This is a genomic window from Mesobacterium hydrothermale, from assembly GCF_035818635.1.
GTDB lineage: Bacteria > Pseudomonadota > Alphaproteobacteria > Rhodobacterales > Rhodobacteraceae > Mesobacterium_A > Mesobacterium_A hydrothermale.
Genome location: NZ_JAYLLH010000011.1, coordinates 101,993 through 119,573, shown reverse-complemented (window position 1 = coordinate 119,573; position 17,581 = coordinate 101,993). Strand labels below are relative to the sequence as shown.

Sequence of the window (17,581 nt, the reverse complement as noted above, 5' to 3'; positions counted from 1 at the left end):
GCATCAGCATGACTCGCACGGCCAGCACCAAATGGGAATCCCAATTCGGACTCGTTTGTCGCGATCAATCCACTAGGTGCTGGCGGGCCGGCATCGCCGGGTGTATCCCTTTGCAAAAGACTTTCAGGGGGATCCCATGACCTTGCCAGACACGATGACCGCGATCGAAATCACCGCCCCCGGCGGCCCCGACGTGCTGAAACCCACGCAGCGGCCCGTGCCCAGGCCGGGGCACGGCCAGGTCCTGCTGAAAATCGCCTATGCCGGGGTCAACCGGCCCGATGCGCTGCAACGCGCGGGCAACTATGCCCCGCCCCCCACCGCCAGCGACCTGCCGGGACTCGAGGCGTCGGGCACCGTTGTCGCCTGTGGGCCGGGGGTCAGCGACCTGAGCGTCGGCGACCAGGTCTGCGCCCTTCTGCCCGGCGGCGGCTATGCCGAATACGCGGTGACGCCCGCGGCGCATTGCCTGCCGATTCCTCACGGCCTGGACCTGAAACAGGCCGCCTGCCTGCCGGAAACCTATTTTACCGTCTGGTCCAACGTCTTCACCCGGGGCGGTTTGCAGGCGGGGGAACGGTTCCTTGTCCACGGCGGCTCGTCCGGGATCGGGACGACGGCGATCCAGCTGGCCCGCCATTTTGGCGCCCGCGTCTTTGCCACCGCCGGATCGGCGGACAAATGCGCCGCCTGCGAGGCATTGGGTGCAGAACGCGCGATCAACTACCGTGATGAGGATTTCGTGACCGTCCTCAGGACCGAAGGCGGTGCGAACCTGATCCTCGACATGGTTGGCGGCGCCTATATTCCCCGCAATCTCAAGGCGCTGGCGGATGACGGGCGGCTGGTTCAGATCGCTTTCCTGCAAAGCCCGATGGTCGAACTGAACTTTGCCCAGCTCATGACCCGCCGCCTGACCATGACCGGCAGCACCCTGCGCCCGCAAAGCGACCTGGCCAAGGCGCGCATCGCCAACGACCTGCGCACCCATGTCTGGCCTTTGCTGGCGGCGGGCACGATCGGCCCGGTGATGGATTCCGAATTCCCGCTGGAACAGGCCGCACAGGCCCACGCAAGGATGGAAAGCTCTGGCCACATCGGCAAGATCGTTCTGAAGGTCGCGTGAACGCCGCGCTTGTTTACGCGCGTAGAGCATGGCAGTTAGCGCCAACATCATTCCGGCGAAAAGGACCCCCCGATGATCCTGTGTTGCGGTGAATCCCTGATCGACATGCTGCCGCGCAAAACCGCGGCGAACGAAGCCGCCTTTGCGCCCTATGCCGGGGGCGCCGTGTTCAACACCGCCATCGCGCTGGGGCGGCTGGGTGCGCCCACGGGCTATTTCGGCGGGCTGTCGACCGACCTGTTCGGCCACCAGCTGACCGAAACCCTGTCGGCGTCCCATGTCGATTCCGCCCTGTCGCCCCGGTCCGACCGACCCACGACACTGGCCTTTGTCACCTTGACCAACGGGCAGGCGCAATACGCCTTCTACGATGAAAACACCGCCGGGCGCATGCTGACCGAAGATGACCTGCCGGACCTGTCGGCGGATGTCTCGGCCCTGTTCTTCGGTGGGATCAGCCTTGTGTCGGAACCCGCCGCCGACACCTATGCCGCCTTTTGCCTGCGAGAGGCCGGCACCCGTCCGATCATGATCGACCCCAACATCCGCCCCGGCTTCATCACCGACCCGGCGCACTATCGCGATCGTCTGAACCGGATGCTGGCCCATGCCGATATCGTCAAGATCTCGGACGAAGACATGGACTGGCTGGACATCACGCCACAAGACCTGATCGACGGCGGCACGGCCCTGGTGCTGATCACCCGCGGCGCCCAAGGGGTCGAGGTCCATCGCCCCGGCAGCCGCTTCGACATCCCCGCGCAAAAGGCCGAGGTCGTCGACACCGTTGGCGCGGGCGATACGTTCAACGCCGGTCTGCTGGCCGGTCTGCACCGCGCCGGCCTGCTGACCACCCACGCCCTGGCCGCTGCCAGCGACGATGCGCTTGCCCCGGCCGTCACGCTTGGCACCCGTGCCGCCGCCATCACGGTCAGCCGCGCCGGTGCCAACCCGCCGTGGGAGCACGAACTGTGAGGGCCCTGATCCAGCGTGTCAGCGAAGCCTCGGTCACCGTCGACGGAACGGTGATCGGCGAGATCGGCGCCGGTGTCCTGATCCTGATCTGCGCGATGCAGGGCGATACCGAGGCAGAGGCCGACAAGCTGGCCGCCAAGATCGCCAAGCTACGGATTTTCAAGGACGAGGCAGGCAAGATGAACCGATCCGTGCGCGACATCGGCGGCGCGGCGCTGGTCGTCAGCCAGTTCACGCTTTCGGCCGATACCTCGCGCGGCAACCGCCCGGGGTTTTCAACCGCCGCCGCCCCGGCGGATGGCGAACGTCTCTATGAATATTTCGCGGATCGTGTCCGCGCCGAGGGCCTGACGGTTGCGCAGGGCCGGTTCGGCGCGGATATGAAGGTTGCGCTGCTGAATGACGGGCCGGTGACCATCTGGATGGACACCGACGCCTGACAATTCGGCTCAGACCGTCAGCACCGTCTGGCCAGTGGTCAACCGTGCCTCCAGCGCGCGATGGGCATCGGCCACGTTGTCCAGCGTGAACGCCTGGTCGATGCGGATCTTGACCGCGCCCGACGCCACCTTGCCAAACAGCATCCGCGCCATCTCCTGGCAATCCTCGTGCTTGGCGATATGGGTGAACAGGGTCGGACGCGTGATCTTCAGCGATCCTTTGGCCCCCAGCGTGGCAAGGCTGAACGGCGGCACCGGACCCGAGGCATTGCCAAAGGAAATCATCATCCCCAGCGGCTTCAGGCAGTTCAGAGAGCCTTCGAACGTATCCGCGCCCACCGCGTCCATGACCACGTCGACACCCGCGCCGCCGGTCAGCTCTCGTACCTTGGCGGGCCAGTCCTCGACCTCGTCATAGTTGATGCAATGCGCGGCGCCGTGTTCCAGCGCCAGGTCGCATTTTTCATCCGTGCTGGCGGTACCGATCAGCGTGATCCCCTCGGACTTTGCCCATTGGCAGGCCAGCAGACCGACGCCCCCGGCCGCCGCCTGGAACAGAACCGTGTCACCCGCCTTCAGCGGCGTAGTGCGATGGAACAGGTACTGCGTCGTCAGCCCCTTCAGCATCATCGCCGCGCCTTCTTCAAAGCTGATTTCGTCCGGCAGCGGGCAGACCTGCGCGGCGGGCATCACCCGCGCCTCGCAATAGGCGCCCGGCGGCATCGCGGCATAGGCAGCGCGATCCCCCACCTTCAGATGCGTCACACCTTCGCCCACGGCCTCGACCACGCCGGCCCCTTCCATGCCCATCGCATGCGGCAACTGCATCGGGTAAAGCCCCGTCCGCTGGTAGACGTCGATGAAATTCAGCCCGCAGGCGTGGTGTCGAATCCGGATCTCGCCCGGCCCCGGCTCGCCCACCGGCCAGTCGACGATCTTGAACTTTTCCGGGCCGCCGTGTTCCTCGATGATGACAGTCTTGACCATGTTCCCCTCCGTGAATTCGTGTTAGCTGAACAAGAGCTACATCACCACACGGAATCGGCAAGCCTATTGGTTCTGCGCGATGAAATAGCCCACGACCCCCGCCACGATCAGGCCGACAACCACCGCAAAGGCGATCTTCCAGGCCGACCAGGGCCGTTCGCCCTGCACCCGCCCGGTGCGGCCATTGACGACGAACCGATAGGTCTTGCCCCGGTACTTGTAGGCCGCCAGCCACACCGGCAGCAGCACATGCTTGAAGGTTACATCGCTGACCCGCGTGTCGATGTTGTGGATCCGCTGACGGTCGCCGCCAATGTCGAACTTCACGTCACGTTCGATCTGGCGGTCCATCCTGACCCGCGCCTCGTGATACCCTTCGTCCAGATCAACCGAATAGCCTTCCGCACTGAACCCCGCCAGGTATTCCGGCTGATAGGGTTCCATCGCCGACAGGTCCCAGGGTTCCAGCGCGTCGGTGAACCGCTTTGGCAGGGACCGCGATGCCAGCACCAGCACGTCGTCGAAAAACCGCGCCACCCGGCCCGACGCCGGGGACCAGCGGATTTTCTGCACCTGTTCGGTCTGCATCTTGCCATCGCGCATGACCTGCCGGGTTTCATAATAGATCGTGCCGCGTTCGCCGCGATAGCTGGACTTCGTATCCGCATCGAAGGTCCAGTAGGGCACATAGATTCCCTGCATCCGCCGCCCCTTGCGGGCATAGTCCTGCAAACCGTTGGGCGCGAACCACAGCTTGCCCAGCCAGTCTGTCATCGCCCCCTTGGCGGCCTTTTCATCCAGCGCGAAAGGCAGCAGCCCCTTGGGCTTGATATGCCGGTGCGTGCCGGTGTCGGCGACCACGGGCGTGGCGCAGAACGGACATTCGGTGGCATGGGCGTCGTCGGAAAATTCCACCTGCGCACCGCAGTTGGGACAGGACGAAACACGGGTTTCCTCGATCTCCTGCAACGGCAGAAGGTTGTTCAATGCCGCCTTGAAATCCAGCTCCTTGATCGCACCACCACCCCAGGGGCCAGGCCCTTCGATTTCCGCAACCGCGCCGCAGTGGTCGCAGACCAGGTTGCCGCTGGAAGGATCGAACCGGAAATCCCCGCCGCAATTGCCACATGGAAAGCGGTGGGTTTCGGTCACCGTCGCTGTTTCTTGCACTGTCTTGGTCCCTTTGAGGGTTTGTTAGGGGATTTTCCGTCTACTGCCCCCGGTTTGTAACAAGGGACCCTGTGACATGGATAAAGCCACACTCGACCGCCAAATCAAAGAGGCGACCCAGGCCCACGGCGCCTGGAAACAGAAACTGTGCGAAGCGGTGAAATCCGGCACCCTGCCCAAGCCCGCCCGCGACATCGCCTGTGACGATCAATGTTCCTTCGGCAAATGGCTGCACATGCTGAAAGCGGATTCCACCGTGGCCGTGTCGATGCATTTCCGCCGGGTGATGGTGATGCACGCCGATTTCCACAAAGAGGCGGGGCGCATCGCCGGGCTGATCGAAGACGGCGCATCGGCCCAGGCGCTGGCGGCGCTGAACGGCTCCAACCTGCAAGACCGCTCTGGCAAGCTGGAAGCCGCGATGGCCGACTGGGCGCGCAACCTGTAGCCGGGGCCCTTACGCCGGGGGCGGCGGCGGCATGATGGTGAACAGCTGCGCCAGTTCTGTCACGTCGCCCGCTTTCATCCAGCCGTCCTGCCCAGCCGTCCAGACAAGGGTTTCGCGGGTCAGCCCGCCATCGGTCACCATCCGGCCCAGCGCAGCCTTGGAAAACGGTCCCTTGGTCGCACCGTTTTCGGCGATGTGCCAGACATGCTCGACAGGCGGCGGCGGCGGAACGGCGGAAGCCTGCGGTTGTGCCGGAGCCTGAGCCGCGGCGGGGGGTGCGCCCCACGGCCCGCTCTGCCCCATCATGCCCGCCCCCATCGCCATGCCCATGCCCGCGCCCATGCCTTGCGCCATCGCGGCACCGGCACCACTGCTGGCCTGGTTCATCGCCTCTGCCGCGCGCCATTTCATGTGGTCGTCCAGGTTGCCGGCGATCCCGCGCGACGTGCGGGCGTCCAGCGCCTTTTCGACCTGCTCGGGCAGGCTGATGTTTTCGATATAGAATTCGGGGATCGACAGCCCGTATTGCGCAACCTTCGGCGCAATCGCGCGGGCCACCAGCGTGCCAACCTCTTGCGCATTGGCGGCCATGTCCAGCACCGGAATGCCCGATGCGGCAATCGCCCGGCTGAACTCCTGCACGATGATATTGCGGATCTGGAAACTGATCTCGTCGGCAGTGAACTCGCCATCCGTGCCCACGATTTCCGACATGAACAGCGCCGGATCGGACACCTTGATCGAATAGGTCCCGAACGCCCGGATTCGCACCGGCCCGAATTCCGGGTCGCGCATCATGATCGGATTCTTGGTGCCCCACTTCAGATCGTTGAACCGGGTGGTGTTGACGAAATAGATCTCGCTCTTGAACGGCGACTGGAACCCGTGGTCCCAATGCTGAAGCGAGGTCATGATCGGCATGTTGTTGGTTTCCAGCATGTAAAGGCCGGGCTGGAACACGTCCGCCAACTGCCCTTCATGGATGAACACCGCCGCCTGCCCTTCGCGCACCGTCAGTTTGGCGCCGTACTTGATTTCGTGGCCTTCGCGTTCGAACCGCCACACCATCGTGTCGCGGGTGTCGTCGACCCAGTGGATCACGTCGATGAACTGGCCGCTCAGGAAATCGAAAATGCCCATGCCGGACCTCCCCTTATTTCTAGTTCAATTCGTGCCGCCCATCAGGTCGGCTACGATGTCTTTGACAATGGGTCGCGCGGTATCTGCCGACATGCCCGCCTGCAAGCGGTCGTCGTACAGGATTTTCAGCAGCACCTCGTCATGCGAGGTCAGCAACGCGAATTCATCATCGTCGTTGAAGATCGACGGACGGGCATAGGGGCTGTCATTGGCCAGCCCAAGCCCCTGCGCCACCTCTTCGTGAATGCAGGATTTGCGCAGCAGGTCAGGATGTTCCGACCGGACCAGCGCGATTGCCTTGCCATAGGCGGTGCCCCCCGGCGTATCGGCAAAGGCGATCACAAGGCAATGGATCGAACGTGGCAGGCTGTCGATGATCGACAGCGATGCCCGATCCACGTCGGGCACCAGCGCCTCGATCCGGCCACGCACGCCGGGGCGATCATCCTCGCCCATGAACAGCACGTGGAAATTGGCGCCGCTGTCCGCCATCGCGATCGGATGCCCCGTCACCCGCGCCAGCCGGGCGGCATAGGCCTTGAGCGACGCGCGGTCGCGCTGCCGCTGTTCAAGCGGCACCGAGGCACCGAATTCCGCGGTGATCCGCACCGGGACCTGCCATTTCTTGACCGGCCCCAGCGCGCCGTCCGACAGTTCCAGCCCACGCCCGCGGGCATATTCATCCGCCAACGCGATACGTTCGAAATTCCGCGTCACCATGTCGGCGGTATAGGGTGTGTCCGGCCCGCCGCCATCCGTGCGCAGCAAGCCTTGGGTCAGCAGATCGCTTTGGACCCGGGCATAGTACACTGCCAGGTCCTTGCTGGTCTGCGACGGGGCCTTTGGATCGGGGTCGGCCGGGGGCACCGGTTCCGGCACGGGCTGGACCACGGGCACGGCAACGGGCTCTTCGGGTGCAACCATGTTGCAAGCCGAAAGCCCTGCCGCGACCACAGCAACCAGCGCCGCGCGTGCCCGGTCCCGGATCATGCCTCAGCCGTTGTCGGGCACGGCAGTGCCGGCATTGTCGCCGACACCGTCGCGACGGGCCTTGGCCGCGGCCAGCGTATCGCGCAGATCCGCTTCCATTTTCTTCAGCTCTGCCTCGGCCTTGGCGCGGCGTGCCTTGCCTTCGTCGGCGATTTGCAGGCTTTCCTGGATGGTGCCGATCAGGTCGGCATTGGCTTGCTTGACCGCCTCGATATCAAACACACCGCGTTCCATTTCCTGCCGGATCACCTTGTTGCTGTCGCGCAGGTTCTTGGCATTCGCCGTCAGCAATTCGTTGGTCAGGTCGTTGGCGTCGCGCACCGCCGCCGCCGCCTCGGCCGAGCGTTGAATGGTCACCGCCTGCGCCAGCTGGGTTTCCCACAGCGGAACGGTGTTCACCAGGGTCGAATTGATCTTGGTCACCAGCGACTTGTCGTTTTCCTGCACCAGCCGGATTGACGGCAGCGACTGCATGGTCACCTGCCGTGTCAGCTTCAGGTCGTGCACCCGGCGCTCCAGATCGTCGCGCGCGGCGCGCAGGTCGCGCAGTTCCTGCGCCGCCATCACCTGATCGCCTTCGGCAGCGGCCTTCACCGCAGCCTCTTTCGCGGGAATATCGCGCGCGTCCAGTTCGTTCAGCTTTTCCTCGCCCGCGGCGATGTAAAGCGCCAGTTCGTCGTAAAACTGCAACGTCTTGTCATACAGCAGATCCAGCGACTTGATGTCCTTCAGCAGCGTGTGCTCGTGCTTCAGAAGGTCGTCGGTGATGCGGTCGATCTGGCCCTGAACCTGCTCGAATTTCGCGGTGAACTTGGCAAACGGCGCAGCGCGGCCGATCAGCTTTTCCCACCAGCTGCGTTCGCGGCGCACGTCCAGTTCCGACACCGAAAACCCGCGGATCGTGGTGACGATGTTGCGCAGGCTATCGCCTGCCGGGCCGACGTCCTTGTTGCGCACATCCTGCAGCATCGCCTGGCTGATTTCCTGCAACTCTGCCTGCGCGGCCGACCCAAAGGATACGATCGACTGGGTGTCTTCCATGTCGATTTCATCCATCCGAGACCGGATCTCCTCGGACGTGGGCGCGTCGGCATCGGTCAGGCTGACCACCTCGCCTGCGTCTTTCGGCTCTGGCAGGATCACGGCGTTGACCTCTTCCACCAGCGCCAGCGCTTCCTGCGCCTTTTCGCGAACATTCTCGGACATGGGACGTTCCTTTTACGAATACCGGCTCAGTCGAGCCTGACCCCTTCACGCTGCAGCCTGTCGCGCAGCACATCAATTTCAACTGTCAGATCGCTGTTGGTATCCAAAAGCAGCTTGCGCGTCTTGGCCCCAAAGCTTTCCTCTAGGTCGGTTAGCAGCATCATGTAACTGCTGCGTGCATCGGCATCCCGCGTGCGGGAATAAACGTCGGCAAATTTCACCGTCGCGTCGCGCGCGCCCATCAGGTAGACGCTCAGGAACTTGCGCGCGCCGGTCAGGTCGCGCGGGTCTTCCTCGACCGTTCGGATCATCTCGCGCACCTGGTCCTTGAACCGCTCCACCCGCGCCTCGGCCTGACGGTCACCGGCGCGGCGGATGGCATCGGACATGACGTTCAGATAGGCCTCGGCCTCGTCCACCACGCGGGCCACACGATCCTGCTGAAAGGTATCGACACCGTCCATGCCCTTGTCGCGCATCGGGTCCAGACCGAAGGCCCCCAACTGCAACGCGCTGGCCGCAACACCGTAGATCACCGGCGCGATCAGCCCCGGTTCGACCTTCCAGGCCGCAATGGCCACGCCCAGCCCGGTCAAAACCGCGGCAAACAGCTTGCGCGGAATGCCCGGACGGCGCGCGACACGGCGCGCGTTGTATTCGGTCTCGGCCCTCAGACCTTCGCGCAGCAGCCACGCCGCCAGCAACATCAGCGCTGCACCACCCAGCCCCACGGCCATACCGGTCGCGCCATCGTTGATCGAGGTGAAGGCCAGAATGACTGGCGGCACGAACAGCACCTTGGTGCGCGCTCCCGCCGGATCGACCCGCGCGCCCTGATAAGCCCCGCGCGGTTGCGGGCGGCCCTTGCCATCCGGAGCGCCATCGGGGCTGAACTGACCGCCATACCGCTGCGCCACGTTACATGCCCCCCAGCCAGCCAGAGGTGACCCCGAACAGCAGGATAAGCAGCAGGATATAGGAAACTTTCTGCAAGCCCCGTGCGGACATGCGCACCCCCAAATTCAATTCCAGTCAGAACTTATGGAAAAGGGGGCCCGCTTGCTAGGGGGAAGCGGGAAAACCTTTCGTCAACGGCAAGAATCCGGCCAGCGCTTAGGCAGCGTCCTTGCGGCTTGCCTCATCGAACAGCGCATCTTCGCGGGCTTGCTCTGCTTCGGCCAGGGCGTCGTCGGCGGTCAGTTCCTGAATGCAGGCGTCGAATTCATCCGCCAGAGTCTTGAGAAACACCATGTAGCGGCGGCGTATCCGCGGTTCGGGGTCCTCGGAATACTCCTCGACAAACAGGTCCGACGCCTCTGCCGCCTCGGTCAGGACATGACGCAGTTCTGGGGCGATTTCCTCGATCACCTCGGGGTGCGTACTCAGCACCCGCAGCATGGAATCGCGGAACGCGCGGGCCTGCAACAGCGACGGCTCGTCTTCCAGCTCTGCCACCCGGATCGGGATTGCGCTCAGCACCCGCTCGGCGGTGTCGATCAGCTTCTGCGTTTCCTTCGCCGAACTCCTGCGGTCCTTGATCCTGATGCGTTTTTCCATGCCCTTGTCGGTGCCAAAGGCAATGACGCTCAGCCCGAATACCAGCATCCCGATACCGCCTGACGTGATCAGTTCGATCCCTTGCATCAGCGCCAGGATCGCGGCACCCGCCCCGATCATCGCCGAGCCGATCGCCTTGCGCGGCACGTTGCGACAGCAGCTCAGCCCGACTTGTTCGTCTTCCAGGGCAGTCACGATCATATGCGCGGCAAAGCCGAACAGCGTCAGCAGCAGAAACCCCATCACAAGGCTGCCGATATCGCCCCGGAACAGCCAGAAGATCAGCGGGCACAGCGCCAGCAACAGGACGTTCACGGTGTTCGGGCTGCGGGGTTCGTCGTGGCGCGGCTCTGGTCCGTCATGATGGGAAATGTCGGCCATGGCTCACCCGTAACTCAGCACGAACAGCACGATCCACAACGCCACCAACGCAAGGTTTGCCGCCAGGTGGTCGGTGAACCGCATCCCGGACACGGTCGAAACCATGACATCATAGATGTCCCGCATGACCAGACGCAGATTCCCGAGAATCAGCAAGGTCGAGCCCAGAAGGATCAGTATGGCGAGGATCGATAGCAACATGCCCCCGGATCTGCCCGCCAATCCCGGCGGAAAAATGGCGCGGGGCGGGAATTTTGGGGATTTGGCCGTGGCTTGTCAGCGCGTTAAGGGTTGCGCTGCCGCCGTTGACGCACCGGTTTGGGCTTGTCGGGCTTCGCACCTTCCAGTCCCAGTTGATCGCGCAGCACCTTGGGGCGCACCTCGACGACCTCTCCGGGCTTCATCTGACCCAGCTGGAACGGGCCATAGCTGATCCGGATCAGCCGGTTCACCGTCAGGCCAATGTCGCCCAGGGCGCGGCGGATTTCGCGGTTCTTGCCCTCGCGCAGCCCGATGGTCAGCCAGGCGTTCGCGCCCTGTTGGCGGTCAAGGCTAACGATCATCGGCTGAAACGTCTGGCCATCCACGGTCAGCCCCTGACGCAGCGGGGTCAGGCTGTCGTCGGTCGGACGTCCGTTCACCCGCACCCGGTATTTCCGCAGCCAGCCGGTGCTGGGCAGTTCCAGCTTGCGCTTGATCCCGCCATCGTTGGTCAGCAACAGCAGACCTTCGGAATTCAGGTCAAGCCGCCCCACGCTCATCACCCGCGGCATCTCTTCGGGCAGGTCGTCATAGATCGTCGGCCGCCCCTGTTCGTCCTTGTTGGTCGTCACCAGCCCCGTGGGCTTGTGATACAGCCAAAGCCGCGCCGCTTCGGGCGCGTTGATCGGCTTGCCGTCGACGGTGATCTTGTCGGCATCGGTCACATTCAGCGCGGCGCGGTCGATGATCTTGCCGTTCACCGCGATGCGGCGGGCTTCGATCATCCGCTCGGCTTCGCGCCGGCTTGCAACGCCGGCACGGGCCAGAACCTTGGCGATCCGCTCGCCCGGGGGGGACGCTTTGGGGGTCTTGTCACTCATGCCTTCGCCATATCCTGTTCCCCTGCCCTTGGGAACCGGATTTGCATCGCCGCGCGCGCAGGCTAAGAAACGCCATGCACAGCGAAAGCCCGATGTCCCTTGCCCTGGCCGAAGCCCGCGCCGCCGCCACGCGCGGCGAGGTGCCAGTTGGCGCTGTTCTGCTTGGCCCCGATGGCCGCGTCTTGGCGCGCGCCGGCAACCGCACGCGCGAACGGAACGACCCAACCGCCCATGCCGAGATCCTCGTGATCCGCGAAGCCTGCGTCGCGCAAGGCTCCGAACGGCTGCCCGATCACGATCTGTACGTCACGCTGGAACCCTGCCCGATGTGCGCCGCCGCGATCAGCTTTGCCCGCATCCGCCGGGTGTTTTACGGCGCGTCCGACCCGAAATCGGGCGGTGTCGCGCAAGGCCCGCGGATCTTTTCCCATCCGCAGTGCCACCATGTGCCCGAAGTATATGACGGCATCGCCGCCCGTGAGTCCGAAACCCTGCTGCGCGATTTCTTCAAAGGCCGCCGATGACCCGCGTGATCCTGTTCAACAAGCCGATGAACGTGCTGTCGCAATTCACCGATCGCGGCACCGAAGGGTCTGACCGCCAGACCCTGTCGGATTTCATCAAGGTCCCCGGCGTCTATCCCGCAGGGCGGCTGGACCGCGACAGCGAAGGGCTGATGATCCTGACCGACAATGGCCGCCTGCAGGCGCGGATTTCCAACCCGAAATTCAAGCAGCCCAAGACCTACCTCGCGCAGGTCGAAGGCGACGCGACAGAGGCACAGCTGGACCAACTGCGCCGGGGGGTGGACCTGAACGACGGCATGACCCGCCCGGCGCAGGCGGTGCGGATCGACGACCCGGGCCTGTGGCCCCGCACGCCGCCGGTGCGGTTCCGCAAATCGGTGCCCGATTGCTGGATATCGCTGACCATCACCGAAGGCCGCAACCGGCAGGTGCGCCGGATGACGGCCCATGTCGGCCTGCCTTGTCTGCGGCTGGTGCGCTGGTCGGTCGGCGACTGGACGCTGGACGGGCTGGCCCCGGGCCAGTGGCGCGACGCCTGATCGCACGCTGCGTTAACCCGGCAAACGCCCCGAACCATGCGCATGGAATGTGCATCGGTTGTGCATGGATTGTGCCCCGGAAATTGACAGTCTTCCCAGGGTCTTAACCCCGATTCCCGTCAAACCCACTTGGCCAGCGGCGGCAGGCTCATCAGAACGGCATTCGCGTCATGCCCGGTTTCCAGACCGAATTTCGTGCCCCGGTCATAGACAAGATTGTATTCCGCATAGAGGCCCCGGTGGATCAGCTGCGCGTCCTTGTCGGCCTCGGAAAACGCCTGTACCCGGCGCTTTTCCACCAGCGGCACAAAGGCCGGCAGGAAGGCGCGGCCAATGTCCTGGGTCAGGGCGAAATCCGCGCCCCAGTTGCCAGTGCATTGATCGTCCATGAAAATTCCGCCCACACCCCGCGCCCGTTTGCGGTGCGGGATATAGAAATATTCGTCTGCCCAGGCCTTCAAACGCGGGTATTCGTCGGCCCCGTGCGGGTCCAGGTGGGCCTTTTGCGTGGCATGGAAATGCGCCGTATCCTCGGCATATTCGATGCAGGGGTTCAGGTCCGACCCGCCGCCGAACCACCAGGCGTGCGGGGTCCAGAACATCCGCGTGTTCATGTGAACCGCGGGCACATGCGGGTTGCGCATGTGCGCCACCAGCGAAATGCCAGAGGCCCAGAACCGCGGATCGTCCGCCATCCCCGGAATGCCCTTGCGCGCCGCCATCGCCCGCTGCGCCCGTTCGCCTAGCGTGCCATAGACGGTGGACACGTTGACGCCCACTTTCTCGAACACCCGACCGCCGCGCATCACGCTCATCAGCCCGCCGCCCGCGTCGCTGCCATCGTCGGAATGCCGTTTGGTTTCAGTCACTTCGAACCACCCTGCGTCCATCTCGGTGAACGGCCCCCCGGCGTGGCTGTCCTCCAGCCCCTCGAAGGCGGCGACGATCTGGTCGCGCAGGTCGCGGAACCACGCAGAGGCGCGGGCTTTTTCGGTGTCCATCTGGTCGGTCATGGCGTGCAGTCCTTGTCTTGTTGCCGCCTTCTAGCCCGCACGCAAAGGCGCGGGCAAGCCGGGCTTATGCCGCAACCGACGCGCGGGCATCGGCCAGGATCATGTCCGCGCCCTTTTCCGCGATCATGATGGTGGGAGAATTGGTATTGCCGCTTGTGATGGTCGGCATCACGCTGGCGTCAATCACCCGCAGACCGGACAAGCCCTTGAAACGCAAGCGTTCATCCAGCGGCGCCGTCGCATCCTGCCCCATCCGCACCGTGCTGACCGGGTGGAAGATCGTGGTGCCCACGTTGCCTGCCGCCTCGGCGACCTCGGCGTCGGTCTGGAAACTGGCGCCGGGTTTCAGCTCTTCCGGGCTGTATTTCGCCAGCGGCCCCTGCGCCGCGATCCGCCGCGCAAGACGGATCGAATCGATGGCCACCCGGCGGTCGCCCTCGGTCGACAGATAGTTCGGAGCGATTTCCGGCGCATCGCGCCAATTGCCCGAGGTGATGCGGACCGTGCCCCGGCTTTCGGGCCGCAGGTTGCAGACCGACGCTGTAATTGCAGGGAAATCATGCAGCGGCTGGCCGAACGCCTCCAGCGACAGCGGTTGAACGTGGAACTCCAGGTCCGGGGTTTCCAGATCCGGGCGCGACTTGGCAAAAGCGCCCAGCTGGCTGGGGGCCATCGACATCGGGCCGGACCGTTTCAGCACGTATTCCAAGCCGATCATCGCCTTGCCCCACAGCGAATTCGCCAGAGAGTTTAGCGTCTTGCCATGGCTCAGCCGCCAGGCGCAGCGCAATTGCAGATGGTCTTGCAGGTTGGCGCCGACACCCGGCGCGTCCATCGCCACCGCGATCCCGTACCGCTGCAGCAACGCGCCCGGCCCGATCCCCGACAGTTGCAGGATCTGCGGCGAATTGATCGCGCCGGCGCTCAGGATCACCTCCGCCCGGGCGGTGGCCGTCATCTCCTGCCCGGCCTTGTCATAGACCACGCCGGTGACCCGCGAACCGTCCAGCACCAACCGCTTGGCCTGCGCCTGTGTTTCGACCTTCAGCGTCTTGCCCGTGGCCGTCCGCAGGAACGCCTTGGCGGTGTTCATCCGCCAGCCAGCGCGTTGATTCACCTTGAAATAGCCGACGCCTTCGTTGTTGCCGGTGTTGAAATCGGTGACCTTGGGCAGGCCCTCTGCGGCGGCGGCCTCCAGCCAGTCATCCAGCACGTCCCAGTGCAGTCGCTGGTTTTCCACCCGCCATTCGCCGCCCGTACCGTGCAGATCAGACGGGCCGTCAACGTAATCTTCAGACTTTTTGAAATAGGGTAGCACATCGTCCCACCCCCAACCGGTCAGCCCCATCTGCCGCCAGCCGTCATAATCCGCCGCCTGACCCCGCAGATACAGCATGCCATTGATCGAGGAACAGCCGCCCAGAACCTTGCCCCGCGGGTAAAGCAACGACCGACCGTTCAGCCCCTTGTCCGGCGCGGTCTTGTACATCCAGTCGGTGCGCGGATTGCCGATGCAATACAGATAGCCCATCGGGATATGCACCCAGTGGTAATTGTCCTTGCCGCCTGCTTCCAGCAAAAGCACGCGGTGGCCTGCGTCGCTCAGCCGTTTGGCCAGAACGCAACCCGCGCTGCCGGCGCCTACAACGATGTAATCCCACTCATTTGCCGACATCTGCGTTCCCTGACTGCTTGGTATACCGCTGTCTACAAAATTGACGTTACGGGAACCAGCCCCATTCAAACCGGCAGGGCGGTGGTCTTGAACACCGTCCGCAGCGCGAAGGACGACTGCATCTGCGCCACGCCGGGCAGGCGCGTCAGGTACTGACGGTGTATGCGGGCAAAGTCCTCGGTATCTTCGGCCACGACCTTGAGGATGTAGTCCGCCGTGCCTGCCATCAGGTGGCATTCCAGCACATCCGGCACCCGCGCCACGGCCTTTTCAAAGGCGTCCAGCACCTCGTCAGCCTGCGCACTCAGCTTGATTTCGACGAAGACGGTGGTCGGCATCCCCAGCTTGCGGGCGTTCAGCAGGGCGACATAGTCCTTGATGAACCCCTCTGCCTCCAGCCGCTGCACCCGGCGGTGACAGGCAGACGCCGACAGATTCACCGTTTCCGCCAGTTCGGCATTCGACATCCGCCCACGTTTCTGAAGCGCGCGCAGAATACGGCGATCCGTTTCATCAAGGCTGGGATGCACAGGTTTCTTCCTCTCCTGCTGCGGTTCTTCGAATTTTCTGCGAAAATTCTTGTGGCAAGCGGATCATTTCCACCCAGAAATTGCAATACCGCCATGACACCTTTGACCCAGAAGGGGAGAAGGAGAAACCCAATGAAAATCGGATGCCCGACCGAGATCAAACCACAGGAATTCCGTGTCGGCCTGACGCCGCAGGCAGCGATGGAGGCCGTCGCCCACGGTCACGAGGTGATCGTTCAGAAAGGCGCAGGCCTTGGCGCCGGCTTTACCGACGATGACTATGTCGCGGCCGGTGCCCGGATCGCCGAGACCGCCGAACAGGTCTTTGCCGAGGCCGAGATGATCGTGAAGGTCAAGGAACCGCAGGCCGTGGAACGCAAGATGCTGCGCGACTATCACCTGCTGTTCACCTACCTGCACCTTGCGCCCGACCCGGACCAGACCCACGACCTGCTGGCAAGCGGCTGTACCGCGATCGCCTATGAAACCGTGACGGACGACCGGGGCGGTCTGCCGCTGCTCGCGCCGATGTCGGAAGTGGCGGGTAAACTCGCCCCGCAGATGGGGGCCTGGACCCTGCAAAAGGCCAATGGCGGGCGCGGCGTTCTGCTGGGCGGCGTGCCCGGTGTCGGCCCGGCGAAGGTGGCCGTGATCGGTGGCGGCGTCGTCGGCACCCACGCGGCGCGCGTCGCGGCGGGCATGGGCGCGGATGTGACCGTGCTGGACCGCTCTCTGCCGCGGATGCGCTATCTCGATGACGTGTTCGGCGGGGTGTTCAAGACCCGCTATGCCAGCGCCGGAAGCACCGCCGAACTGGTGGCCGAGGCCGACATGGTGATCGGCGCGGTGCTGATCCCGGGGGCCGCGGCACCCAAGCTGGTCAGCCGCGCACAGCTGTCGACGATGAAACACGGCGCGGCAATCGTCGATGTCGCAATCGACCAGGGTGGCTGTTTTGAGACTTCGCGCGCGACGACGCACCAGGACCCGGTTTATGAGGTCGATGGCATCATGCATTACTGCGTCGCCAACATGCCTGGCGCGGTGGCCCGCACCTCGACCATCGCGCTGGGGAACGCCACCATGCCCTTCATGCTGGCGCTTGCGGACAAGGGCTGGAAACAGGCCTGCGCCGACGATCCGCACCTGCTGAACGGGCTGAACACCCACGCGGGCAAGCTGACCTACTACGCCGTGGGCAAGGCACTGGGGATCGACGTGACCTCGCCCCAGTTGATCGTCAAGGGCTGAACCCCGGCAGTCCCGTCAGGCATCCTGGCGGGACATGTCCGTGATCAGCACATCGCTGACCGCATCGCCCAGCACCCGCCGCGCGACCGTCCGCAATTCATCGCGCAAAGGGGCAAGATTTGCAGCGTTGGCGAAATCGCCGCTGAACCGGCCAAGACTGGCCTGGTCGAACAGCGTTTGCAGGAACAGGTCGCGCAACTTCGGTTCACGTTGATAGACCAACTCGGAACTGCCGGCCTTGGCTTCCAGCGTGATCGAGAGCACCACCAGCGACGCGACCCGGGTTTCGGTGATCACCGGGATGACGAACTGATTGTTCATCTTCACATATTCCCGGTCAGCCAGGTCCGCCGCATCGATCGGGGGCAGCGGCGCGTGACCTTCGACCGGGACGCAGGCGACAGGCTCGCCAGCTGTCGCATCGTGGGACGTGTCTCCTTGCGCCGCATTTTCCTGGGCGGGATCGGGACGCAGGAACAGCCCGGCGCCCAGACCGGCGCCCACGCCGATCAGAGTCAGGATAACGGGGATCAGGAAACGCATC

General features: G+C 64.2%; 20 protein-coding genes. 7 read left to right on the top strand and 13 right to left on the bottom strand.

Going from position 1 to position 17,581, the window contains the following annotated elements:
* Positions 1-136 precede the first annotated feature (136 nt).
* The 3 genes from VK792_RS10200 (at position 137) to dtd (ending at position 2,541) form a co-directional block, all read left to right on the top strand.
* Positions 137-1,126 carry an NAD(P)H-quinone oxidoreductase gene (locus tag VK792_RS10200; protein WP_435404840.1) on the top strand — a complete coding sequence of 330 codons (990 nt, stop codon included), beginning with the start codon at positions 137-139 and terminating at the stop codon, positions 1,124-1,126.
* Between the two features lie 72 nt (positions 1,127-1,198).
* Positions 1,199-2,101, top strand: coding sequence for a carbohydrate kinase family protein (locus VK792_RS10195; protein ID WP_326297375.1), 903 nt, complete (start codon positions 1,199-1,201; stop codon positions 2,099-2,101).
* Complete coding sequence (gene dtd / locus VK792_RS10190; RefSeq protein ID WP_326297374.1) at positions 2,098-2,541, top strand: D-aminoacyl-tRNA deacylase; 444 nt, start codon at positions 2,098-2,100, stop codon at positions 2,539-2,541. The genes VK792_RS10195 and dtd overlap by 4 nt, the downstream gene beginning before the upstream one ends.
* 9 nt (positions 2,542-2,550) lie before the next feature.
* Here dtd and VK792_RS10185 read toward each other — a convergent pair whose 3' ends face one another.
* Positions 2,551-3,528 carry a quinone oxidoreductase family protein gene (locus tag VK792_RS10185; RefSeq protein WP_326297373.1) on the bottom strand — a complete coding sequence of 326 codons (978 nt, stop codon included), beginning with the start codon at positions 3,526-3,528 and terminating at the stop codon, positions 2,551-2,553.
* A gap of 63 nt (positions 3,529-3,591) precedes the next feature.
* Complete coding sequence (locus VK792_RS10180) at positions 3,592-4,680, bottom strand: TFIIB-type zinc finger domain-containing protein (RefSeq protein WP_326297378.1); 1,089 nt, start codon at positions 4,678-4,680, stop codon at positions 3,592-3,594.
* A gap of 94 nt (positions 4,681-4,774) precedes the next feature.
* Here VK792_RS10180 and VK792_RS10175 point away from each other — a divergent pair, with 94 nt between their 5' ends.
* Positions 4,775-5,146 carry a CZB domain-containing protein gene (locus VK792_RS10175; RefSeq protein WP_326297372.1) on the top strand — a complete coding sequence of 124 codons (372 nt, stop codon included), beginning with the start codon at positions 4,775-4,777 and terminating at the stop codon, positions 5,144-5,146.
* 9 nt (positions 5,147-5,155) lie between these two features.
* Here VK792_RS10175 and VK792_RS10170 read toward each other — a convergent pair whose 3' ends face one another.
* The 7 genes from VK792_RS10170 to VK792_RS10140 all read right to left on the bottom strand — a co-directional run bounded on the left by VK792_RS10170 (position 5,156) and on the right by VK792_RS10140 (position 11,502).
* A complete protein-coding gene (locus VK792_RS10170; RefSeq protein WP_326297371.1) occupies positions 5,156-6,286 on the bottom strand; it encodes an SPFH domain-containing protein in 1,131 nt (376 codons plus the stop codon).
* A 24-nt stretch (positions 6,287-6,310) separates the two neighbouring features.
* Positions 6,311-7,276, bottom strand: coding sequence for a DUF2927 domain-containing protein (locus tag VK792_RS10165; RefSeq protein ID WP_326297370.1), 966 nt, complete (start codon positions 7,274-7,276; stop codon positions 6,311-6,313).
* A 3-nt stretch (positions 7,277-7,279) separates the two neighbouring features.
* On the bottom strand, positions 7,280-8,482 hold the full coding sequence (locus VK792_RS10160) for a toxic anion resistance protein (RefSeq protein WP_326297369.1): 1,203 nt from the start codon (positions 8,480-8,482) through the stop codon (positions 7,280-7,282).
* A 26-nt stretch (positions 8,483-8,508) separates the two neighbouring features.
* A complete protein-coding gene (locus VK792_RS10155) occupies positions 8,509-9,399 on the bottom strand; it encodes a 5-bromo-4-chloroindolyl phosphate hydrolysis family protein (RefSeq protein WP_326297368.1) in 891 nt (296 codons plus the stop codon).
* Between the two features lie 196 nt (positions 9,400-9,595).
* Entirely contained in the window at positions 9,596-10,420 is an 825-nt protein-coding gene (locus tag VK792_RS10150; RefSeq protein WP_326297367.1) for a hypothetical protein, read from the bottom strand.
* 3 nt (positions 10,421-10,423) lie between these two features.
* On the bottom strand, positions 10,424-10,621 hold the full coding sequence (locus tag VK792_RS10145; protein WP_326297365.1) for a hypothetical protein: 198 nt from the start codon (positions 10,619-10,621) through the stop codon (positions 10,424-10,426).
* A gap of 83 nt (positions 10,622-10,704) precedes the next feature.
* Positions 10,705-11,502, bottom strand: coding sequence for a pseudouridine synthase (locus VK792_RS10140; protein ID WP_326297364.1), 798 nt, complete (start codon positions 11,500-11,502; stop codon positions 10,705-10,707).
* Positions 11,503-11,594: 92 nt separating this feature from the next.
* On the opposite strand from VK792_RS10140, the gene VK792_RS10135 reads away from it, so the two are divergent.
* On the top strand, positions 11,595-12,026 hold the full coding sequence (locus VK792_RS10135) for a nucleoside deaminase (protein ID WP_326297363.1): 432 nt from the start codon (positions 11,595-11,597) through the stop codon (positions 12,024-12,026).
* On the top strand, positions 12,023-12,568 hold the full coding sequence (locus tag VK792_RS10130) for an rRNA large subunit pseudouridine synthase E (protein WP_326297362.1): 546 nt from the start codon (positions 12,023-12,025) through the stop codon (positions 12,566-12,568). Before VK792_RS10135 ends, VK792_RS10130 begins: the two co-directional genes overlap by 4 nt.
* A gap of 119 nt (positions 12,569-12,687) precedes the next feature.
* On the opposite strand, the gene hemF is transcribed toward VK792_RS10130, so the two are convergent.
* From hemF to VK792_RS10115, 3 genes are all read right to left on the bottom strand, one after another.
* A complete protein-coding gene (gene hemF, locus VK792_RS10125) occupies positions 12,688-13,581 on the bottom strand; it encodes an oxygen-dependent coproporphyrinogen oxidase (RefSeq protein ID WP_326297361.1) in 894 nt (297 codons plus the stop codon).
* A gap of 64 nt (positions 13,582-13,645) precedes the next feature.
* Complete coding sequence (locus VK792_RS10120) at positions 13,646-15,256, bottom strand: GMC family oxidoreductase (protein ID WP_326297360.1); 1,611 nt, start codon at positions 15,254-15,256, stop codon at positions 13,646-13,648.
* A 65-nt stretch (positions 15,257-15,321) separates the two neighbouring features.
* On the bottom strand, positions 15,322-15,786 hold the full coding sequence (locus VK792_RS10115) for an Lrp/AsnC family transcriptional regulator (protein WP_326297359.1): 465 nt from the start codon (positions 15,784-15,786) through the stop codon (positions 15,322-15,324).
* Positions 15,787-15,918: 132 nt separating this feature from the next.
* Here VK792_RS10115 and ald point away from each other — a divergent pair, with 132 nt between their 5' ends.
* Positions 15,919-17,037 carry an alanine dehydrogenase gene (ald, locus tag VK792_RS10110; protein WP_326297358.1) on the top strand — a complete coding sequence of 373 codons (1,119 nt, stop codon included), beginning with the start codon at positions 15,919-15,921 and terminating at the stop codon, positions 17,035-17,037.
* A gap of 15 nt (positions 17,038-17,052) precedes the next feature.
* On the opposite strand, the gene VK792_RS10105 is transcribed toward ald, so the two are convergent.
* Positions 17,053-17,580 carry a flagellar basal body-associated FliL family protein gene (locus VK792_RS10105; RefSeq protein ID WP_326297357.1) on the bottom strand — a complete coding sequence of 176 codons (528 nt, stop codon included), beginning with the start codon at positions 17,578-17,580 and terminating at the stop codon, positions 17,053-17,055.
* Position 17,581 lies beyond the last annotated feature (1 nt).